This window comes from Curtobacterium sp. MCLR17_045 (assembly GCF_003234405.1).
Lineage (GTDB): Bacteria > Actinomycetota > Actinomycetes > Actinomycetales > Microbacteriaceae > Curtobacterium > Curtobacterium flaccumfaciens.
In genome coordinates this window covers 170,716-190,520 of sequence record NZ_QKTB01000001.1, presented here as the reverse complement: position 1 = coordinate 190,520, position 19,805 = coordinate 170,716, and the positions used below count along the sequence as shown (strand labels likewise).

The window sequence follows — 19,805 nt, the reverse complement described above, 5'->3', positions numbered from 1 at the left end:
AGGATGACCGTCATGACCCCCCAACAGCGGCTGAACGCCCTGCTCGAACTGGTGAGCGAACGCGGCAACGTGTCGATCGCCGAGATCGGGGAGCTGCTCGGGATCTCCGCCGCGACGGCTCGCCGTGACCTCGCGACCCTCGCCGACCAGCGGCTCGTCACGCGCACGCACGGGGGAGCGGCAGCACTCGGGGCCGGGTACGAGCTCCCGCTGCAGTACAAGATCGCCCGGCAGGCCGAGGCGAAGACGGCGATCGCCCGCGCGGCCGCCCGACTGGTGCAGCCGGGGGAGACCGTCGGCCTCAACGGCGGGACGACCACGACCGAGGTCGCGCGTGAACTCGGCAAGAGCGAGCGGTTCATCCGCGCCGACGGCGAGTTCGGCATCACGATCGTGACGAACGCGCTGAACGTCGGGTACGAGCTGTCCGTCCGCGCCAACGTGAAGATCGTGGTCACCGGTGGAGTGGCGCGGCGGCAGTCCTACGAGCTCGTCGGGCCGCTCGTCCGGGACACGCTTGACGAGTTCGCCCTCGACCTCGTGGTGCTCGGCGTCGACGGTCTCACCGGCCAGTACGGCGCGACCACCATGCACGAGGGCGAGGCCGAGGTCAGCCGCCACTTCGCCTCGGTCGGACGACGCGTCGTCGTGGTCGCCGATTCGACCAAGATCGAACGGTCGACCTTCGCCCGGATCTGCCCGCTCGACCGCATCGACGTCCTGGTCACCGACCAGCCGGTGCCTGCCTCGTTCGCTGCTGACCTGGCCAGCGCCGGCGTGGAGCTCGTCGTCGCCGACTGAGCACCCCCTGCGGCCACCCCGGAGCGGTCCGGACGTTTCGATCGTGTAAAACCCTCCCCGGCACGGATGCGTGAGCGATCCGTGAGCGCATATTGTGCATTCATGATCGATTCGGCATCATGGGCGTCACATTCACGCAAGGGAGCGATGAGCATGGGCGCTGACAACGCAGGACTCCGCGTCGCGGTGATCGGGATGGGCCAGCGGTCCGCCATCGCCCGCCACGTGGCCGAGGCGACCGCGGACGACCCGGCGCTGCAGGCCCGGGTCGTGGCCGTCGCGGACGTCACCGCGGCCGGCCGGGACCGCGGGCGCGACGAGTACCCGGACGCCCTGGTGGTCGAACACCACCGTGACCTCACCGGCCACGTCGACGCGGCCATCGTGACCACGCCGGACTGGACCCACGCGGAGATCGCGATCGACCTGCTCCGCGCGGGCATCGCCGTCTACCTCGAGAAGCCGCTGGCCATCACGGTCGAGGACGCCGACGCCGTCCTGAACACCGCGGCGGAGACCGGCACGCCGCTGTACGTCGGGCACAACTTCCGGCACGCCGCCGTCGTCCGCCTGATGCGCGAGATCGTGGCTCGCGGCGAGATCGGCCAGGTCAAGGCCGTCTGGTGCCGGCACTTCGTCGGCAACGGTGGCGACTACTACTTCAAGGACTGGCACGCCGACCGCAGCAAGGTGAACTCCCTGCTCCTGCAGAAGGCGAGCCACGACCTCGACGTCATCCACGCGCTCGGCGGGGGCGACACCGCCCGGGTCGTCGGGATGGGCTCGCTGTCGGTCTACGGCGACGTCACCGACCGGCGCGACCGCAGCGGCGAGCTCATGGGGGACTGGTTCTCCCACGACAACTGGCCGCCGCTCGCGCAGACCGGGCTGAACCCCGTCGTCGACGTCGAGGACGTCTCGATGGTGATGATGACGCTCGACAACGGGGTGCAGGCCAGCTACGAGCAGTGCCACTTCACTCCGGACTACTGGCGGAACTACACCGTGATCGGCACCGAGGGACGCCTCGAGAACATCGGCGACACCGGTGGTGGCGTCGTGAAGGTCTGGACGCACCGCCGGGGTTGGGACACCGCGGGGGACCGCGAGTACCCGATCGACGGCGTCGAGGACGGTCACGCCGATGCCGACCTGCTCACCATGACCGAGTTCCTGCGGTCCGTCGCGTTCGGCGAACCGTCGGAGCTCTCCCCGATCGCGGCCCGTGCCGCGGTCGCCGCCGGCGCGCTGGCCACGCGCTCGCTCCGCAACGGGTCCGTCCCCATCGACGTCCCGCCCCTGCCGGCCGAGACCATCGCGCACTTCACGTCGAACGCCCCGCACTCCACCCCCTCCACCCCGCATCCCGCCCAGACCGTCGGCTCCTGACGGCCGTGCGAAAGGACACCCCGATGACCGCACACATCCCCACCCGAGGAACCGGCGTGCGCCGCGTCCTCCTCGGCGCCGTCGCCGCACTCGGCGCGGCAGCACTCCTGGCCGGCTGCTCCTCGTCGTCCGGCGCGTCCGGCTCCGGCGGCGACTACGAAGCCGCGCCGAAGGACACCAAGGCGTCCCTGACCTACGCCGTCTGGGACGAGAACCAGGTCAAGGCCATCAAGGCCAACCTGAAGGGCTTCAACGAGGAGTACCCGGACATCAAGGTGAGCGTCGACGTCACGCCGTTCGCCAACTACTGGACGAAGCTGCAGACCCAGGGCTCGAGCAACACCCTGCCCGACCTGTTCTGGATGAACGGCCCGAACTTCCAGCTGTACGCGGCAAACGGCAAGCTCGCGCCGATCACCGGCGAGGTCGAGTCGGGTGACGTCGACGCGTCGAAGTACTCGAGCGCACTCAACGACCTGTACACGTACGACGACACCCAGTACGGCGTGCCGAAGGACTTCGACACCATCGGCGTCTGGGTCAACAAGTCGTTGTTCGAGCAGGCCGGCATGGACCTGCCGTCCAAGGACTGGACGTGGGACGACTTCCAGCAGACCGGCGCCGAGCTGTCCGAGAAGCTCGAGTCGAAGGGCGCCTACGGGGCGGCCGGCGGCATGGACGGCCAGACGACGTACTACAACACGATCTTGCAGGCCGGGGGATCGGTCGTGAACGCGGACGGCACCGAGTCCGAGTACGCCACGAAGGCCTCCGAGGACGGCCTGCAGTTCTGGACCGACCTGATCGACTCCGGGGCATCGCCCTCGATCAAGCAGCTCACCGACACCACGGCCGACCAGTGGTTCACCTCGGGCAAGCTCGCGATGTACCAGGGCGGCAGCTGGTTCCGCTCCGCGCTGACCGGCACCGAGCTCGAGAAGGACGTCGTCGCCTACCCGCTGCCCAAGGGCAAGGAGCAGGCGACCGTCATCCACGGCGTCTCGAACGTCGTGTCCGAGGCGAGCAAGGACAAGGCAGCCGCCCAGGCGCTGCAGGTCTACCTCGCGGGCAAGACGGCCCAGCAGCAGCAGGGCGACATGGGCGCGGTCATCCCGGCGTACGAGGGCACGCAGAGCGCCTTCACGAAGACGATGCCCGACGCCGACCTGCAGGTGTTCCTCGACGCGGTGGACTACGCGAAGCCGCTGCCGGTGTCGAAGAACACCGCGGCCTGGAACACCCTCGAGACCACCCTGCTGCCGAGTGCCTTCGACGGATCGAAGCCCGTCGACCAGGTGGCAGAGGACCTCGCACAGAAGATGGACGCCGCCCTCGCCAAGGAAAAGTAGGACCCGCGCGTGACGATCAACACCGAGCGGCCCCCGGCCGCAGCCGCCACCGCCCGGACGACACGTTCGTCCGGGCGGGGTGCCCCCGCTCCGCGAGCCGACGGCGGCCGAGCGCCACGACGGACCGACGGCTGGTGGCCGTGGCTCTTCGTGCTCCCGTTGCTCGTCGGCGTCGGCACCTTCTACATCTGGCCGATCATCCAGACGTTCTGGTACTCGTTCACCAGCTGGGGCGTCTTCGGGGGCGCCACGTTCACCGGCGTTGCCAACTACGTCCGGCTCGTCGGTGACCCGCAGCTGTACCAGTCGCTGCTCAACACGGTGATCTACACCGTGATCGTCCTTGCCGGGATCCCGATCGCGGTGTGGCTCGCCAGCCTGCTGAACACCCCGGGGCTGCGGTTCGCGCAGTTCTACCGGGTGCTCTTCTTCCTGCCGTACGTCGCCATGCCCGCGGCGATCGCCCTGGTCTGGCGGATCATGTACAACGGCGACTACGGCATCGTGAACTGGTTCCTCGGGAACTTCGGCATCGACGGCCCGTACTGGATCTCGACCCCCGGCTTCGCGCTGATCGCGGTGAGCCTGGTCGGCCTCTGGTCGTCCCTCGGGTTCTCGATGATCATCCTCGGCGCCGGGCTCAAGGACATCCCGCCGGAGCTCTACGAGGCCGCGGAGCTCGACGGCGCGAGCCGGTGGCGGCAGTTCCGCTCGGTGACCGTGCCGTTGCTCAGCCCGAGCATCTTCTTCGTGGTGATCGTCACGACGATCTCGAGCTTCCAGCTGTTCGACCTGCTGTACGCGATCCTCGGCAGCACCAACCCGGTGATCCCGAAGACGATGTCGCTCGTCTTCTACTTCTACAGCGCCGGGTTCATCGACAACGACAAGGGCTTCGCGGCCGCGATCGCGATGGTGATCTTCCTGCTCATCGGCATCGTCACGCTCGTGCAGTTCCGCGTCCAACGGAAGTGGGTGCAGGGATGACCGCCACCGTCACACCGCCTCGGACCGCGCGTCGGCCCGGCCGTCGCGGCGGCAGCCACTGGTGGATCCACGTCGTGCTCGGCATCGGCGGGTTCGCGATGGCCTTCCCGTTCCTGTGGCAGATCATCATGTCGCTGTCGTCGAACGCGCAGGTGCAGTCCGTCACGCCGGTCTTCTGGCCGGGGGAGCTGCAGTGGCAGAACTACGCGCAGGTGTTCGAACGCCTGCCGTTCCTCAGCCAGCTCGGCACGTCGGTGTACGTCACGATCATCCGCACGATCGCGCAGATCGTCCTGTGCACGCTCGCCGGGTACGCCTTCGCCCGGATGCGGTTCCGCGGCCGGGCGGCACTGCTCGCGATCGTGCTGTCGATCCTGCTCGTGCCCTCGCAGGTCTACCTGATCTCGCAGTACCAGATCGTGCAGGGGCTCGGCTGGCTCGACACCCTGATGGGGATCGTCGCACCCGGGCTGTTCAGCGCCTTCGGCACGTTCCTGATGCGGACCGCGTTCCTGAACATGCCGCCCGAGCTGGAAGAGGCAGCGCGGATGGACGGCGCGAACCCGTTCCAGACGTTCTGGCGGATCATGCTGCCCCTGGCCCGTCCCTCGATCAGCGTGCTCGCGATCACGACCGTGCTGTGGTCGTGGAACGAGCTGCTCTGGCCGCTCGTGGTCTCCACCCGGGCCGAGGACATGCCGCTCGCCGCCGGCCTCGCGACGCTGTCGAGTGACCGCACGATCGACTACCCGGTGCTGATGGCCGCCAGCCTGATGGCGATGGCACCGGTGCTCATCATGTTCGTCGTGCTGCAGCGTCGGGTGATGGACGGGCTCGCGTCGTCCGGTCTGAAGTGACCACCGCGACCCCCGGCCTGGAGGCCCGCCCCGCGTCCGTCGCGGTCCTCGCCGCCGCCGTGGGGTCACCGGACGACTCCGCGACGGTGGCGGCTGCACTGGCCGCCACCGTCGCCGACGCCGGGCCCGCGGAGCGGGACGAGCTGCTGGTCGCGGCGCTCCGCGCCGCGGTGCCGGACAGCGCCGACGCGCTCGCGGAGCGGGGCCTCCCGCGCGCGCTCGCCGAGGCCTCCGTCGCCGACGTTGACCGCAAGCTCGCACGCTACGGGCTGCACGGCACCGGGGTGGAGTGGCTCGTCGCCGTGGTGACCGGGCGTGTGGTGGCCGTGGGGCGCCTCCAGTTCGAACTCGGTGACCACCTGGCGGACGGCACGCCGGCCTGGGGTGTGCACGTGCCGGAGACCGGGCCGCTCGACCCGGTGGCCTGCGACCGCTCGTTCGCCCGCGCACCCGAGGTCCTGCGCGGCCTCGCACCGCAGCTCGCTGCCGATCGGTGGCAGTGCCGCTCCTGGATGCTCGATCCGGGGTTGCCCGCCGCGCTCGGCCCCGATGCCAACCTCGTGCGCTTCGCCCGGCGCTTCCGTCTCGTCCCGCCGGGGGAGCGCGACGCGACCGAGGGGGACGCCAGCGTCGCGAAGTTCGTCTTCGGGGTGCCGCTGGCGACCGCGCGGTCCGCGGCGCCGTCCGGTCGGTTGCGCGCGGCCGTGCTCGACCGGTGGGCGAGCGGTGGGCACTGGACCGAGCGGACCGGCACGGCGCCGGTCGCGTGACCGCCCGCAGCCGCGGCCGCGTACCGTGCACGGCATGACGAAGCCCGACCACGACCACCTCGACGACGGCGTCGACATGACGTTCGAGGAACGCCGACAGGACACGTTCCGCCGCATGTCCGGATCCGACGAGCACGACGCCGATCCGCGGGTCGAGGTCTCCCGTGCCGAGGACGGCGACGTCCGCATCGACGTCGCCGACACCGCGGCGGTCCGACCCGGCGAGTGACACCCGTTCCGGCCCTGGTCCGCCGGGGTCGGTGGGGCACGGCATGATCGTGTCGTGCACCTCGTCCTCCGCCGCGTCGACGGCGGCGTCCTCGCGACGCCCCTGACCGACGCGGGGACCGCCGGGGGTGAACCGATCCGCCTGGACGAGCCGGGCCTCCCGGCCTTCGTCGCGGCCCACGACGCACCGGGCGTGCGCTGGGTGTGGGACGACACCGCCCGCTGGTACCCGGCCGTGCTCGCCGCGGGCGGTCGGGTCGGTCGCTGCGTCGACCTGCGCCTCGGCCGTCGTGTCCTGCGGGCCGCGCTGGCGGCGCGGGGATCCGCGCTCGCGGCCGCGCCGGCCGACGCCCTGGACGCCCCGGTCGCGGAAGCCCGCGTGGTCCGGCCGACGCAGGCCCAGCTCTTCGACGACGCCCTGTTCACCGCCGCCGCGCCCGACGACGAGGTCGACCCGGTGGCGGAGTTCCGGGCGCAGCTCTCTGCGGTGGCGGGGTCGAGCGCTCCCGGTGCGCTCCGCCTGCTGCTCACCGCGGAGTCGGCCGGTGCGCTCGTGGCGGCCGAGATGCTGCACGCCGGGCTGCCGTGGCGTGCCGACGTGCACGAACGGCTGCTCGAGGACGCCCTCGGGCCGCGCGTGCCCTACGGGGTGCGGCCGCGACGCCTCGAGGAGATCGCCGCCGTCGTGCGCGAGCGCCTCGACGACCCCGGTCTCAACCCGGACTCGCCCGCCGACGTCCTGAAGTCGCTGCGCCGGGCCGGCCTGATGGTCACGAGCACGCGGAAGTGGGAGCTGCAGGAGATCGAGCACCCCGTCATCGAGCCGCTGCTCGAGTACAAGCGCCTGGCGCGACTGCTCACCGCCAACGGCTGGACCTGGCTCGACGACTGGATCCGCGACGGACGGTTCCACCCGAAGTACGTCGTCGGCGGTGTCGTCACCGGCCGTTGGGCGGCCGACGGCGGGGGAGCGATGCAGTTGCCGAAGGGCATCCGCGGGGCGGTCATCGCCGACCCCGGGTGGAAGCTCGTCGTGGCGGACGCCGCACAGCTGGAGCCCCGGGTGCTCGCCGCGATGTCCGGCGACCGGGCGATGGCCGCGGCCGGCGACGGGCGCGACCTGTACGACGGCGTGGTGGCGTCGGGGGCGGTCGAGACCCGGCAGCAGGCCAAGGTGGCGATGCTCGGTGCGATGTACGGGGCGACCCAGGGCGAGGGCGGTCGGCTCGTGCCGCGCCTGGTCCGGGCGTTCCCGCAGGCGCTCGACATGGTGGAACGGGCGGCCCGTGCGGGGGAGCGCGGCGAACCCGTGACGACGCTGCTCGGGCGGACGTCACCGGTGCCCGAGGACTCGTGGTTCGAGGCCCGGAACCAGGCCTACACGGTCGAGGGGACCCCGGCGATGCAGCGTGCGGTCGAGTCCCGCGCCCGGAGCTGGGGGCGGTTCACCCGGAACTTCGTGGTGCAGGGGACCGCGGCCGAGTGGGCGCTCGCGTGGATGGGGTCCCTGCGCTCGCGGCTGATCGCGCGCTTCCCCGGAGCCGTGACGGACGGGCCGCACCTGGTGTTCTTCGTGCACGACGAGATCGTGGTGCACGCCCCGGCGGAGCACGCGGAGTGGGTGGCGCAGCAGATCCGGGAGGCTGCGGTCGATGCCGGACGGTTGTTGTTCCAGGACTTCCCGGTGACGTTCCCGCTGTCGGTCGGGGTGGTGGGGGCGTACTCGGAGGCGAAGGACTGAGGCGGCCGGGGCTCACGTGCCGCCGAGTTGTGCCACTGAAACACGTATGTCAGTGTTCCAGCAGCAGCTGTTGTCCGGTGCTCTCCCTCCGAGTGCCCAGAAACGATCGGACGGATCGATGCGTGTCCTCTCCTGGCAACGGTTCGACATCGGGTTGCGGCTCATCCTCTGCAGTGGCCCCGTGCTGATCTGCGTGTTCTCACTGGCCGAGTTCCCGGAAGCGAGCGGCTGGTGGATGCTGGGCATCGGGACCGCGTCGATCGTGCTGATGCTCAGCACCCCGGCGGTCGCCATCATCGCGACCCGTAACGCCCTCTGGCTCGTTGCGGCGCCGTTCTGGGGCGTCCGGGTCAAGATCGACGACGTCGCGTCGGTGGCGAGCGCGGACGTGCGACCGATGGAGGACTTCGGTGGGTGGGGCATCAAGGGCAGGAGCCGCCGCGGTGGTCTGCTCCTGGCAGCGGACGGCCAGCGCGCCGTGCGCATTGCTCGACTGAACGGACAGGTCTTCCTCGCCACCTCGGATGATGCCGACGGTGTGGCCAGCGCGATCGGTCGCGTGGTCGCTCGGCGCTCGTAGCCAGGCAGCCGGGACGGCTCCCGGCGGCTTCGGGCAGGGTGGACGGATGCACACCGAACACGGGGACGCCGCCGACCGCACCGTCGGCGAAGTCGACCTGACCCGTTGGCGCTCCCGTGCCGGTCGCAGTGTCGCCGAGGCGTGGACCGCGCTCGGCAAGCGCTTCGGCGCCATGCCCGTCCTGCTGCTGACCCTCGCCGTGGGTCTCGGCGTCGCCGTCCTCGCCACGTGGATCGCCTCCGAGGTCTACGACGCCGTGCGGGAAGCCGACGACGTGGCGGTGCTCGACCGACCCGTCCTCGACTGGGCGCTCACCCTCCGATCACCCACGGCGGACACGCTCGTCACCTGGTGGACCGACATCGCGGGCACGATCGGGATGCCGATCGTCGCGCTCGGGTTCCTGGTCGGCTTCACGATCCAACGACGTGCGTGGACGCCACTGGTGCTCCTGGTCGCCGCGAGCGGTGGTTCGCTGCTCATGACGATCGCGGGCAAGGACCTGATCGGTCGCGCCCGTCCGCCGCTGTCCGACGCGGTGCCGCCGTACGAGACGTCGCCGTCGTTCCCGTCGGGCCACACGCTCAACTCCACGGTGATCGTGGGCACGATCGTGTACCTCCTGCTCCTGCGGCAGTCGCGCGTCGTCACCCGGGTGTGGACGATCGTCGTCGGCACCCTGTTCGTGCTGTCGGTGGGGGCGTCGCGGGTGTTCCTCGGGCACCACTGGCTGACCGACGTGCTGGCGGCGTGGGCGCTCGGACTCGCCTGGCTCGCCCTCGTGATCACGGCGCACCGGTTGTACCTGACGGCGCTCCACCACGGTGCCGAGCCCGCGCCGGACGTCGACCGCATCACTTCGTGAGCAGAAGACGTCGGGTTGCTCGCCCGCACCCGACATCTTCTGCTCACGAAGTCGCCGGGCCCCCCGAACGGCAGAGCGCCGTCAGCCGCGACCGGTAGGTTGCCGGGCATGGAAGAACGGGTCTTCGGCGGCAGGTACCGCGTCACGGGCACGCTCGGACACGGTGGCATGGCGTCCGTGTACCGGGCGGTCGACGAGCAACTCGGTCGCGAGGTCGCGGTCAAGGTGTTCCGCATCGGCCCCGTCGACCGCGGTGAGCGCGCCCGCGCCGAGGCGGAGATCCAGACCCTCGCGACGCTGCGCGCCCCCGAGCTCGTCACGCTCTACGACGCCGCTCTCGACGACGTCGACGGCGACTCGTACCTCGTCATGGAACTCGTGCCGGGCAGTGACCTGGCGACCCGTCTGCGCGAGGGCCCGCTCGACCCCGCGACCGCTGCCCGCCTGGGTGCGCAGGTCGCCGACGGCCTGGCCGCCGTGCACGCGCAGGGGATCGTCCACCGTGACGTGAAGCCCGCGAACGTCCTGCTCGAGAGCGACGGCCGGCACGTCAAGCTCGCCGACTTCGGGATCGCCCTGCTCCGTGACGCCTCACGCGTGACGGGGACGGGGACCGTGATGGGGACGGCCGCGTACCTTGCCCCGGAGCAGGTCCTGGCGAAGGAGATCACCGGCAAGGCCGACGTCTACTCGCTCGGGCTCGTGCTGCTCGAGTGCATGACCGGCCGCCAGCCGTTCCCGGGCAGCGCGGTCGAGTCGGCCACCGCCCGGCTCACCCGTTCGCCCGAGATCGACCGGCAGCTGCCCACGGCCTGGCGCACCCTGCTGCACGTGATGACCGCGCAGGACCCGGCGGAGCGACCGACGGCTGCCGAGGCCGCCGAGCGCCTGCGTGCGCTGGGCCGCGACGAGCCGACGAGCGCCACGCAGCTGCTGCCCGGCACGCCCGGTGCGGTGACGTCCGCGGCCGCCGGTGCGGCTGGTGCCGCGGTCGGCGCCGGTGCCGCCGCAGCGGCGAACGCCGACGACCGGACGCAGGCGATGCCGGCGAGCGAACTGCCGAACGGCGGCGCGCGTCCGGGCGACGACGCCACCCGCGTGCTCGACACCCAGCGTCCGAACGCCGCCGACGACGTCTCGACGACCGTCCTCGGCGCCCAGGCGAACGGCCGCGGCGCATCGGGCCCGAGCGGGCCGACCCCGCCGCCGGTCACGCCCCGCCCGGTCCGGGCCGACCGGCCGGACGACCAGCCGGAGAAGAAGAAGCGCGGACCGCTCATCGCCGCGATCATCGTGATCGTCCTGGTGCTCATCGGCATCGGAGTCGCGGTGTTCGCCCTGAACGGCGACGACGACGGCACCCCGGCCCCGACGGACACCACGTCGACCGCGCCGACCGAGCAGCAGCCGTCCGAGGAGCCGGGCGAGGAACAGCAGCCGAGCGAACCCGCCGAGCAGCAGCCCTCGCAGGAGCAGGAGCAGCAGCAGCCGTCGCAGCCCGCCGAGGAACCGAGCGAGCAGCCGAGCGAACCGACCGAGCCGGAGCAGCCCACGCAGGACCCGCCCGTCGGCCCGGAGCCGAGCACTCCGGCATCGAACCCGGTGCAGGAGCCGCAGGACGGCACGGGCGCGGCCGACACCGGCGCGGTCGACACCACGTCGGACACCGCCCCCGGCAAGTCCGGCAGCGCTCCCGGGCAGAACAAGGACTGACACGCCGGGTTTTCGTCCAGTCCCTGGAGCAATAGGCTCGCCCCGTGCGAGAACTGCAACGGAGCGGTGGTCCGACGACGGCCGTGGCCGCTCGGAACGGTGTCGGCTTCGGTTCGGCAGAGGCCTGGCTCGTCGAACGACCAGCGGGAGCGTCCGTGGCCGAGGCGATCGTGCCCGGTTGCACCGGACGCACCATCACCACCGGCGACGAGCTGTCCTGGGTCTGGTTCCCCGAGCGGACCCTGCCCGACGGGGCGTCGGAACCGACGGAAGCAGACCTGCCGCACTTCTGGGACGCCACGGCCTTCGCCGTCGACGTGGTCTTCACCGACGGCTCGCGGCTGCGTGACGACGCCGCGGTCGGCGACCAGTACGGCGACGCGGTCACCCCGGACGCGCAGGACGCGGCCCGCAAGCAGTGGGTGGACCAGTGGAACCGCCGCGCGGTCGACCTCACGCCGTTCGCGGGGCTGGTCGTCGACCGCCTGGAGGCCCGGCTCGGCTCCGACGCACCGGCTGCGGCCGCCGACGGCGAGCGTCCCGCACTGCGCGGCTGGCTCGACGCCGTCCGGATCGGTCCCGCGCGTCCGGCCCCGACGACCCCGCTCGGCCACGTCCGGACGACCCGTGGCACCCACGCGTCCTCCCGGTTCTCCCGCGGCAACAACGCCCCGCTCGTCGGCGTCCCGCACGGAGGCGTGTTCGGCCTGCCGATGACGGACGCCTCGAGCAACCGCTGGCCGTACGCGTACCAGGAGCACGACCGGCTCGACGACCAGGGGCGACTCCGTCCGGCGATCCAGGCCTTCGCGACGAGTCACATCCCGTCGCCGTGGATGGGCGACCGCGGGGTGTTCCAGGTGATGCCCTCGCCACTCGACACCCCCGATGTCGACCGGTCCGCCCGCGCGCTCGGGTTCGACCACGAGGACGAGCAGGACGGCCCGCACCGCTACCGGGTCGCCCTCGAACACGGTGTGACGGCCGAGCTGACCGCGGGGGAGTTCGCCCTCGGGTTCCGGTTCACCGGCACCCGCAGCATCGTGCTCGACCACCACGGCCGGGTGTCCGACGTCTCCGTGACGATCACCGACGGCACCGTCGTGGTCGAGGCTCTCCTGGACGACCGCCCCGGCACCCCGCCGCACCACGTGCACCTGCGGGTCGCGGGCGTCACCGCCGACCACACGACTATCGGCGAGCACGAGCTGCGCGGCTGGCTGTCCGTGGGGGAGGCCGGGGGCACGGCCGGCCCGGTCGACGTCCTGCTCGGCATCTCGACCGTCTCGATCGAGGACGCCCGCGCGAACCTCGACGCCGCCGGCTCGTTCGACGCCATGTGCTCCCGTGCCGAGGCGCTGTGGACCGAGAAGCTCGCGACGCTGTCCTTCGACGGCGCGACCCCCGACCAGCTGACGAGTCTGTACTCCGGCCTGTACCGGCTGTTCCTCTACCCGAACCGCGCCGGGGAGACCGCCCTGACCGGCACCCCGCGGCACCGCTCCCCGTACGGCGACGTGCTGGCGGACCCGATCCGCGACGAGCCCGGGCCGGAGATCGTCGAGGGTCCGTTCACCACCACGAACGGCTTCTGGGACACCTACCGCACGGCCTGGCCGCTCCTCGGACTCCTGACCCCCGAGACCGCTGGCGAGCTCGCGCAGGGCTTCGTCGAGCACCACCACGACGGCGGGTGGACGCCCCGCTGGAGTGCCCCCGGCGCCGAGGACTGCATGACCGGCACCACGAGCGACACCGTCTTCGCCGACCTCGCGGTGAAGGGCGTGCGCGGCTTCGACCTGGCCGAGGCGTACCGGAGCGCGGTGCGGAACGCGACCGTCCCGCCGCGTGACGAGCGCGTCGGACGCAAGGGGAGCCTCCCGGGCGCCTTCCGCGGCCACGTCGACACGGCGACCCACGAGGGGATGTCGTGGACCCTGGACGCGGCCATCAACGACTGGGGTCTGGCCGTCATGGCGGGCCTGCTCGCGTCACGGGCGCGGACGCCCGCCGACCTGTCCCGCTACGAGGCCGAGGCCGAGTGGTTCGCCCGTCGGTCGCTGCAGTACCGGCACGTCTTCGACTCCGAGCGCGGGTTCTTCATCGGCCGCGACCCGGACGGCTCGTGGCGGGTCGGCACCGAGTTCGACCCGCGCGACTGGGGCGACGACTACACGGAGACGAACGCGTGGGGCACCGCGTTCACGGCGCCGCACGACGGTGCCGGCGTCGTCGACCTGCACGGCGGGCCGGAGCGGTTCGATGCCGCTCTCGACGCGTTCTTCGCCACACCCGAGACCGGCGCGCTGGCGCGCTCCGGCTCGTACGGCTTCCCGATCCACGAGATGACCGAGGCCCGCGACGTCCGGATGGGCATGCTCGGGCTGTCGAACCAGCCCGCGCACCACATCCCCTTCTTCCCGATGTTCACCGGGCGGCACGACGACGCGCACCGCATCGTCCGCGAGTCGCTCGAGCGCCTGTTCGTCGGGTCCGACCTCGGCCAGGGGTACCCCGGCGACGAGGACAACGGCGAGATGAGCGCCTGGTACGTCTTCGCGACCATCGGCCTGTACCCGCTGGCGCCGTCGACCGGCACCTACGTACTCGTGCCGCCGTCGGTCCGCAGGACGGTGCTGCGACAGCCTGGAGGCGCGGCCACGGTCATCGAGATCGCCGCGGGCTCCGCAGGTTCGTACGTGGCGTCGGTGACGGTCGACGGCTCGCCCTGGACCTCGGTCACCATCCCGCACAGCGTGGTCGTGGCCGCGTCGCGGATCGAGTTCACGCTGTCCGACGAACCGCAGGGATGGGCGTCGGACACCCGCCCCGTCTCCGCCTCCGACGTGCACGGCTACCGGGACGCCCCGGTGGACGTCCTGCCCGTCGGAGCCTCGGCGCTCACCGACGACACCGGCGGCACCGTCACGGCGCTCGCCGCGGGGGAGTCCGTGTCCTTCGACGTGTCCTGCCCCGCCGCCTCGTTGTACACCGTGACGGTGGCATCGCCGGGGTCCTACTCGTGGCAGGTCGGCCTCGACGACGCCGTCACGGCGGTCGACGGCGCCGAGTTCTCGTGGGCCGGCCAGACCCGGGTGTTCCGGATCCTCGGCGGCGGTTCGTCGTTCACGTTCACCGCCGGCACCGACCTGACGCTGACGCAGCTCGAGCTCATCGCGGCCGACGGACAGCGTTGACCCGGCGTTCACCGAGCGGGAGCATGCTCGCCCCATGTCGATGAGCGCACCGTTCGATCCCGATCAGCAGGGCCGGTCCATCCCCGTGGACGGCAGTGACGAGTCCGAGCTCGAGATGGAGGAGGACCGCGGCGCCGACGTCGGCGACGACTCCGCCGACCCGAGCGTCTCGCCCGTCAGTCACCACGACGAGGACGAGGCCGGCGGCGGCCCGGTGTTCCGGCGTCCGCACGCCGGTGAGCGGCTCCACCCGGACGACCTCTGACCGTTCCGGGGGTCCTCCGGGCTTTCTTGGGCGATTGCCAAGCGGCTCGGGCATGCTCGTGCGCATGTCGATCGCGAACTCGTGGGACCCGTCCGGTGGCCGTGCAATCCCGGAGGACCAGGTCCGTCAGGACGGGCTCGAACTCGACGAGGACCCGGCGATGCTGGGGATCTCGTTCGACGTCGTGGGTGGCGCCTCGGCCGATCCCGCCGGGGTGTCCCCGGTCGACGTGAACGTGCCGACGCCGAGGTCTGCTGGCGCCGACTCCGACGACTAGCGCGCGCCCGGCTGCAGCGGCCGCGCGGTCCCATCCGACCGGTAGTATTCCGGAATGGTACCGACGGCGTACGTGGACGAATCCGAGCCCGGAGACGAACGTGACCCCGGCGCGTACATCCTCGGGGCGGTCACAGTTGCCGACAGCGATGCTGAGCGGTTCCGGGACTCGCTCTGCGCCATCAAGCCACGATCGGCGCGGAAGCTGCACTGGTCCGAGAGCGACGCCCGGCACCGCACCGGGATCGTCGGGATGCTGTGCGACCATCCGTTTGCAGCCATCGGGGTCGTGAGCGTGACCGACCCATCCGTCCGGAGCGAGCGTCGTCGCCGTCTCGCTCTTGAGCACTTGATCTTGGAACTCCGGTGAACGCGCGAATCCCCGGGCCCCGCTATACCGCAGGAGCTCCCGGGGATCACTTCCGCACCCACCTCGATGGGGCGACTGGTCTCAGTGTGACATATCAGGCGGGATGGCGGAAGGGTCGGGGACCCGGTACTTGAACCCGACGTGCGAGCCGGTGAAGCCGAGGCGCTCGTAGAACCGGTGCGCATCGGTCCGTGCAGCGTCCGAGGTGAGTTGCACGAGCGGGGTCCCGAGGGCCGGCGCCGCGACGTCGGTCACCCAGCGCATCAGCGCACTCCCGATGCCGCCGGAGCGCAGCGCACTGCTGACCCGCACCGCCTCGACGAGCAGCCGGGTGGCACCACGACGAGCCATCCCGGGGATCCGGGTGAGTTGCAGCGTCCCGACGAGCCGCCCGTCGGCGTCCTCGGCGACGAGCAGCGCGTTCGCCGGGTCGTCCACGATCGACCGGAGTGCCTCGGCGTACTGCGGGCGGTCCTCCGGCGCGGCGACGTCACCCCGTGCGGCGCTGATCGGGTCGTCGGACAGCAGCGCCATGAGCGCATCGAGGTCCTCGTCCACCGCGTTCCGCAGCGTCAGTTCGCCGGAGCGTGTGGTCAGGCGGACGGGCAGGGCGAGATCGTGGAGCACGACCCCACCCTGCCCGACCCGACCGAGCCGTTCCTGCTCAGGGAACAGTGTGTCCAGCCGCGGTGAAGATCCGGTACCACTCCTCGCGCGACAGCTCGACGTCCGAGCCGGCTGCCGAGTCCCGCACGCGCTGCGGGTTCGTCGTGCCGAGGACGACCTGGAAGTGCGCGGGGTGGCGGGTGATCCACGCGACCGCGATGCCGGTCGGGGTGACACCGTGTGCGGCGGCGACCTCCTCGAGCACGTCGTTCAGCTCGGCGTACTGCTTACGGTCGCCCAGGAAGACGCCGTCGAAGAAGCCCTTCTGGAACGGCGACCAGGCCTGCAGCGTGATGTCGTTCATGCGCGAGTAGTTGAGGATGTCGTTGTCGCGGTCGACCGACTGCTCGAGGCCGCCCATGTTCGCGGTCAGGCCCTGCGAGATGACGTTGGCGTGGGTGATGCTCAGCTGCACCTGGTTGAACGCGAGCGGCTGGCGGACGTGCTTCTTGAGCAGGTCGACCTGGCCGGGGGTGTGGTTCGAGACGCCGAAGTGGTGCACCTTGCCGGCGGCGTGCAGCTCGTCGAATGCCTTCGCGACCTCTTCCGGCTCGACCAGGGCGTCGGGGCGGTGCAGCAGCAGGACGTCGACGTACTCGGTCTGCAGCGCCTCGAGCGACTCGTGCACGGACTCGAGGATGTGCTCGTACGAGAAGTCGAAGTAGGCGCCCTTCGGCGTCGGTCGGATGCCGACCTTGGTCTGCAGCACGATCTCGGCGCGTTCCGCGGGCGTCAGCGTGACGGCGGCGCCGAACCGCTCCTCGCAGCCGTGCCACTCGCCGTAGACCGCGGCGTGGTCGAACATGTTCACGCCCGCATCACGCGAGGCGCTGTAGAGCGAACGGATGTCCTCGTCGCTCATGTCGTTGATCCGCATCAGTCCGACGACGACGTCGGAGGCGGTGAGGTCTGTCTGTGGCAACTCCAGTGTCTTCACGCCGTCGATCCTGCCAGCCGGTCCCCGGCACAGGCAGGCCCTGCCAGTACCTCAGGCGCGTTCGGGCAGCAGGACGGCGAGCACCTCGGAGCCGTCCGTCCACGTCCCGGTCAGCGTCTCGCCCTCGGGCAGGGCCGTACCGACGACCCGAGCGATGACGATCGTGCCGTGGTGGGTCGCGATCGACGTCAGGGCGTCCGCAGTGGTCGCTCGCACCGAGGTGACACTGGGGGAGGCGGGTGCGGAGCCGCTCCCGCTGGCCCAGGCGTCCTTGGGCCGCTGTCCGGCACCGTTGGCCAGTTCGAGCTCCGCTTCGTGTCCGCCGGTGACGATCGCCCGGCGCAGGACATCAGCGTGGACGGGATCGCCCACGGCGTCGTAGACCCACCGTCGCCCGAGCACGGAGTGGTCCATCTCGGTGACCAGGAACGCGTCGGCGCCGGGCAGTGGTGCGTCCCGGTAGGTCAGTGGCGCCTGCAGGACCCGGCCGTCGTCGGTGCGGACGAGGAGCACCTCGACGCCGACCTCGCCAGCGGGGTCGTCGAACCGGAACTGCCCGACGACCTGGAGCGGCGATCCCGCGACGACGCCGCTCCACGCCTGGTCGGGGAGCCAGGCGGCGAGCGCCTCGGCCTTGGAGGGGCGGAGCGTTGCCTGCTCGATGACTGCCATGACCCGACCGTACTGCTGCGCAGCACACTGCCGTCGGCGTCCCTCGAGGTCAGTGGACGGAGAACCCGCCGTCCACCGCGATGGACTGCCCGGTGACGTAGGCCGACCCGGGTCCAGCGAGGAACACCGCCGCCGCGGCGAAGTCCGACGCCAGCCCGTTCCGGCCGACCAGCGTCCGCGCGGCGAGGGCCGCCACCGTCGCCGGGTCGGACCCGAGTCGCTCGTTGAGCGGGGTGCGCACGAAACCAGGGACGAGGACGTTGGAGGTGACCCCCTGCGCGGACCAGGCCTCTGCCTGGGACCGGGCCAACGCCTCCAGACCAGCCTTGGAGACCCCGTACGCGCCGCTGGCGGCGAAGGGGCGGTGGGCCTGCTGCGAACTGATCGACACGATCCGTCCGTACCCACGGGCCGCCATGCCGGGTGCGAGCCGCTGCCCGAGCACGAACGGCGCGTCGAGGTTGACGGCCATCGTGGCGTCCCAGGTCGCCTCGTCGAGTTCGGGCATCGGCGGCCGCAGGTTGATCCCGGCGGAGTTCACCAGCACGTCGACGTCCCCGGCGGCGTCCGCGAGTGCGTGTGCGCCAGCGCGGGAGGACAGGTCCGCGACGATGCCGTCAGCCGAGCGGCCCGCGTGGCGGATGCCGGCGACGGTGGCGTCGATGGTCGCGGGCGTCCGGGCGGCGACGAGGACGTGGGCACCCGCGTCGGCGAGTGCGGTGGCGATCGCTCGGCCGATGCCGGAGCTGCCTCCCGTCACGAGTGCGGTGCGGCCGTCGAGGCCGAAGAGCTGCTGCAGCGACATCCGGTCAGGGTACCGAGGCCCGTACGCTGGGCCGGTGCGTGACGACCTGCTGCCGATGCTCGCCTGCCCCGTGTGCGCCGAGCCCCTCGGCCGCGTCGACGGCGGCCAGGTCGGCTGCCCCAACGGTCACCGGTTCGACGAGGCGAAGCAGGGCCACCTGACGCTCCTGCCCGCGAAGCGCCGCGCACTCACCGCGGACACCCCGGAGATGGTGGACGCGCGGCTGCGGTTCCTGGGGCGCGGCCACTACGCGCCGGTCGAGCGGGCGCTCGCCGCGATCGTCGCGGACGCGACCGCGCCCGGCATCGTGCTCGACGTCGGTTCCGGCCCGGGGACCTACCTGGCGCATGCGCTGCGCGCGGCGGACGGGAGGCTCGGGGTCGCGCTCGACCTGTCGGCCGTCGCGATCCGGCGTGCGGCACGCGCCCACGAGCGCGCGGGGGCCGTCGTCGGGGACGTGACCGAGCGCCTCCCGGTCGTCGACGGCGCTGCCGCCGTCCTGCTCGACGTCTTCGCACCCCGCAACCAGACCGAGTACGCCCGCGTCCTGCACGCGGACGGCGTGCTCGCGGTGGTGACCCCGCGGACCGGCCACCTGGTGGAGCTCGCCGAGGCGACGATCAGCGTGGACCCGGAGAAGGAGCGCCGGCTGCACGACTCCCTGACGCCGTCGTTCGCGCTGCGGTCCTCCGAGGACCTGACGTGGACCATGGAGTTGTCGGCGGAGGACGTCCACGACGTCGTGCACATGGGGCCGAGCCACCACCACGTCGCGGCGGAGACGGAGTTCGAGCCGGCGACGGTGACGGCCGCGGTCACCGTGTCGACGTGGTCGCCGACGCGCTGACCGCGACCGTCAGGACGGATCAGTCGCCAGCGGGGGCGACGTCGAGCTGCCAGACCACGCCGAAGCGGTCGCGCAGCTGCCCGGCCAACGGTGCCCAGGCCGAGGGTTCCAGGGGCTGCCGGATCTCGGCTCCGTCGGACAGTGCGGCCCAGTACCGCTCGATCTCGGCCGTGTCGTCGCCGTGCACGAACACGTAGAAGGCGTTCGATCCCTGGTCGTAGGGCTGCCCGGGCCAGACGTCGAAGGCCATGACGCGGAAGCCGGCGGCCGTGGCGACCTGACCGAAGACGATCCGGTCCGCCCAGGCCGGGTCGTCCAGGGCGCCCATCTGGCCGTAGGTGGCGGCGGTGACCTCGCCGCCGAAGACCGATGCGTAGAAGTCGAGCGCCGCGCGGGCGTCGCCGTCGAAGTTGAGGTGGGTTGTCGTTTCGATGCTCATGGGACGAGGATCTCGGGCAATGCGGTCAGATCATGTCCGCTTCTCGGACGA

21 protein-coding genes are annotated in these 19,805 nt (G+C 71.6%); 16 read left to right on the top strand and 5 right to left on the bottom strand.

Annotation, left to right across the window (positions count from 1 at the left end):
* Positions 1-12 precede the first annotated feature (12 nt).
* The 15 genes from DEJ05_RS00965 (at position 13) to DEJ05_RS00895 (ending at position 15,388) form a co-directional block, all read left to right on the top strand.
* Positions 13-801 carry a DeoR/GlpR family DNA-binding transcription regulator gene (locus tag DEJ05_RS00965; RefSeq protein WP_027466817.1) on the top strand — a complete coding sequence of 263 codons (789 nt, stop codon included), beginning with the start codon at positions 13-15 and terminating at the stop codon, positions 799-801.
* Positions 802-948: 147 nt separating this feature from the next.
* Positions 949-2,190 carry a Gfo/Idh/MocA family protein gene (locus tag DEJ05_RS00960; protein ID WP_111109486.1) on the top strand — a complete coding sequence of 414 codons (1,242 nt, stop codon included), beginning with the start codon at positions 949-951 and terminating at the stop codon, positions 2,188-2,190.
* Positions 2,191-2,213: 23 nt separating this feature from the next.
* Positions 2,214-3,539, top strand: a complete 1,326-nt coding sequence (locus DEJ05_RS00955; protein ID WP_111109485.1) for a sugar ABC transporter substrate-binding protein — start codon at positions 2,214-2,216, stop codon at positions 3,537-3,539.
* A gap of 9 nt (positions 3,540-3,548) precedes the next feature.
* A complete protein-coding gene (locus DEJ05_RS00950; protein ID WP_111109484.1) occupies positions 3,549-4,526 on the top strand; it encodes a carbohydrate ABC transporter permease in 978 nt (325 codons plus the stop codon).
* A complete protein-coding gene (locus DEJ05_RS00945) occupies positions 4,523-5,383 on the top strand; it encodes a carbohydrate ABC transporter permease (RefSeq protein ID WP_181440618.1) in 861 nt (286 codons plus the stop codon). Before DEJ05_RS00950 ends, DEJ05_RS00945 begins: the two co-directional genes overlap by 4 nt.
* The gene (locus DEJ05_RS00940; protein WP_111109483.1) at positions 5,380-6,153 is read left to right on the top strand and encodes a hypothetical protein; all 774 of its coding nucleotides are present in this window, start codon (positions 5,380-5,382) and stop codon (positions 6,151-6,153) included. Before DEJ05_RS00945 ends, DEJ05_RS00940 begins: the two co-directional genes overlap by 4 nt.
* Before the next feature lie 34 nt (positions 6,154-6,187).
* A complete protein-coding gene (locus DEJ05_RS00935) occupies positions 6,188-6,382 on the top strand; it encodes a hypothetical protein (protein ID WP_017887924.1) in 195 nt (64 codons plus the stop codon).
* Positions 6,383-6,436: 54 nt separating this feature from the next.
* Positions 6,437-8,122 (top strand): bifunctional 3'-5' exonuclease/DNA polymerase, encoded by a 1,686-nt coding sequence (locus tag DEJ05_RS00930; RefSeq protein ID WP_111099627.1) that lies wholly within the window; start codon positions 6,437-6,439, stop codon positions 8,120-8,122.
* A gap of 118 nt (positions 8,123-8,240) precedes the next feature.
* Positions 8,241-8,702, top strand: coding sequence for a hypothetical protein (locus DEJ05_RS00925; RefSeq protein WP_111109482.1), 462 nt, complete (start codon positions 8,241-8,243; stop codon positions 8,700-8,702).
* Between the two features lie 46 nt (positions 8,703-8,748).
* Positions 8,749-9,567 (top strand): phosphatase PAP2 family protein, encoded by an 819-nt coding sequence (locus DEJ05_RS00920; RefSeq protein WP_111109481.1) that lies wholly within the window; start codon positions 8,749-8,751, stop codon positions 9,565-9,567.
* A 108-nt stretch (positions 9,568-9,675) separates the two neighbouring features.
* A complete protein-coding gene (locus DEJ05_RS00915; RefSeq protein WP_111109480.1) occupies positions 9,676-11,280 on the top strand; it encodes a serine/threonine-protein kinase in 1,605 nt (534 codons plus the stop codon).
* 44 nt (positions 11,281-11,324) lie between these two features.
* Entirely contained in the window at positions 11,325-14,477 is a 3,153-nt protein-coding gene (locus DEJ05_RS00910) for a GH92 family glycosyl hydrolase (protein WP_258376058.1), read from the top strand.
* Positions 14,478-14,511: 34 nt separating this feature from the next.
* A complete protein-coding gene (locus DEJ05_RS00905; protein WP_111109478.1) occupies positions 14,512-14,742 on the top strand; it encodes a hypothetical protein in 231 nt (76 codons plus the stop codon).
* Between the two features lie 64 nt (positions 14,743-14,806).
* Positions 14,807-15,019, top strand: coding sequence for a hypothetical protein (locus DEJ05_RS00900; RefSeq protein WP_138802103.1), 213 nt, complete (start codon positions 14,807-14,809; stop codon positions 15,017-15,019).
* A gap of 72 nt (positions 15,020-15,091) precedes the next feature.
* Positions 15,092-15,388 carry a hypothetical protein gene (locus DEJ05_RS00895; protein ID WP_111109477.1) on the top strand — a complete coding sequence of 99 codons (297 nt, stop codon included), beginning with the start codon at positions 15,092-15,094 and terminating at the stop codon, positions 15,386-15,388.
* A gap of 81 nt (positions 15,389-15,469) precedes the next feature.
* Here DEJ05_RS00895 and DEJ05_RS00890 read toward each other — a convergent pair whose 3' ends face one another.
* From DEJ05_RS00890 to DEJ05_RS00875, 4 genes are read right to left on the bottom strand one after another with little or no spacing between them, the layout of a single operon-like run.
* Positions 15,470-16,015, bottom strand: coding sequence for a GNAT family N-acetyltransferase (locus DEJ05_RS00890; protein ID WP_111087696.1), 546 nt, complete (start codon positions 16,013-16,015; stop codon positions 15,470-15,472).
* A 37-nt stretch (positions 16,016-16,052) separates the two neighbouring features.
* Positions 16,053-16,991 carry an aldo/keto reductase family oxidoreductase gene (locus DEJ05_RS00885; RefSeq protein ID WP_111109476.1) on the bottom strand — a complete coding sequence of 313 codons (939 nt, stop codon included), beginning with the start codon at positions 16,989-16,991 and terminating at the stop codon, positions 16,053-16,055.
* Between the two features lie 51 nt (positions 16,992-17,042).
* Positions 17,043-17,663 (bottom strand): hypothetical protein, encoded by a 621-nt coding sequence (locus DEJ05_RS00880; RefSeq protein ID WP_111109475.1) that lies wholly within the window; start codon positions 17,661-17,663, stop codon positions 17,043-17,045.
* A 49-nt stretch (positions 17,664-17,712) separates the two neighbouring features.
* Positions 17,713-18,468, bottom strand: a complete 756-nt coding sequence (locus tag DEJ05_RS00875) for an SDR family NAD(P)-dependent oxidoreductase (protein WP_111104853.1) — start codon at positions 18,466-18,468, stop codon at positions 17,713-17,715.
* A 34-nt stretch (positions 18,469-18,502) separates the two neighbouring features.
* Here DEJ05_RS00875 and DEJ05_RS00870 point away from each other — a divergent pair, with 34 nt between their 5' ends.
* Entirely contained in the window at positions 18,503-19,315 is an 813-nt protein-coding gene (locus DEJ05_RS00870; protein ID WP_111109474.1) for a putative RNA methyltransferase, read from the top strand.
* Between the two features lie 19 nt (positions 19,316-19,334).
* Here DEJ05_RS00870 and DEJ05_RS00865 read toward each other — a convergent pair whose 3' ends face one another.
* On the bottom strand, positions 19,335-19,754 hold the full coding sequence (locus DEJ05_RS00865) for a VOC family protein (protein ID WP_111109473.1): 420 nt from the start codon (positions 19,752-19,754) through the stop codon (positions 19,335-19,337).
* Positions 19,755-19,805 lie beyond the last annotated feature (51 nt).

Coding starts and splice junctions, on each gene's coding strand:
- DEJ05_RS00865 (WP_111109473.1), bottom strand. CDS start 19,754: ATGAGCATCGAAACGACAACCCACCTCAACTTCGACGGCGACGCCCGC.
- DEJ05_RS00875 (WP_111104853.1), bottom strand. CDS start 18,468: ATGTCGCTGCAGCAGCTCTTCGGCCTCGACGGCCGCACCGCACTCGTG.
- DEJ05_RS00880 (WP_111109475.1), bottom strand. CDS start 17,663: ATGGCAGTCATCGAGCAGGCAACGCTCCGCCCCTCCAAGGCCGAGGCG.
- DEJ05_RS00905 (WP_111109478.1), top strand. CDS start 14,512: ATGTCGATGAGCGCACCGTTCGATCCCGATCAGCAGGGCCGGTCCATC.
- DEJ05_RS00900 (WP_138802103.1), top strand. CDS start 14,807: ATGTCGATCGCGAACTCGTGGGACCCGTCCGGTGGCCGTGCAATCCCG.
- DEJ05_RS00920 (WP_111109481.1), top strand. CDS start 8,749: ATGCACACCGAACACGGGGACGCCGCCGACCGCACCGTCGGCGAAGTC.
- DEJ05_RS00925 (WP_111109482.1), top strand. CDS start 8,241: ATGCGTGTCCTCTCCTGGCAACGGTTCGACATCGGGTTGCGGCTCATC.
- DEJ05_RS00935 (WP_017887924.1), top strand. CDS start 6,188: ATGACGAAGCCCGACCACGACCACCTCGACGACGGCGTCGACATGACG.
- DEJ05_RS00960 (WP_111109486.1), top strand. CDS start 949: ATGAGCATGGGCGCTGACAACGCAGGACTCCGCGTCGCGGTGATCGGG.
- DEJ05_RS00945 (WP_181440618.1), top strand. CDS start 4,523: ATGACCGCCACCGTCACACCGCCTCGGACCGCGCGTCGGCCCGGCCGT.
- DEJ05_RS00915 (WP_111109480.1), top strand. CDS start 9,676: ATGGAAGAACGGGTCTTCGGCGGCAGGTACCGCGTCACGGGCACGCTC.
- DEJ05_RS00965 (WP_027466817.1), top strand. CDS start 13: ATGACCCCCCAACAGCGGCTGAACGCCCTGCTCGAACTGGTGAGCGAA.
- DEJ05_RS00955 (WP_111109485.1), top strand. CDS start 2,214: ATGACCGCACACATCCCCACCCGAGGAACCGGCGTGCGCCGCGTCCTC.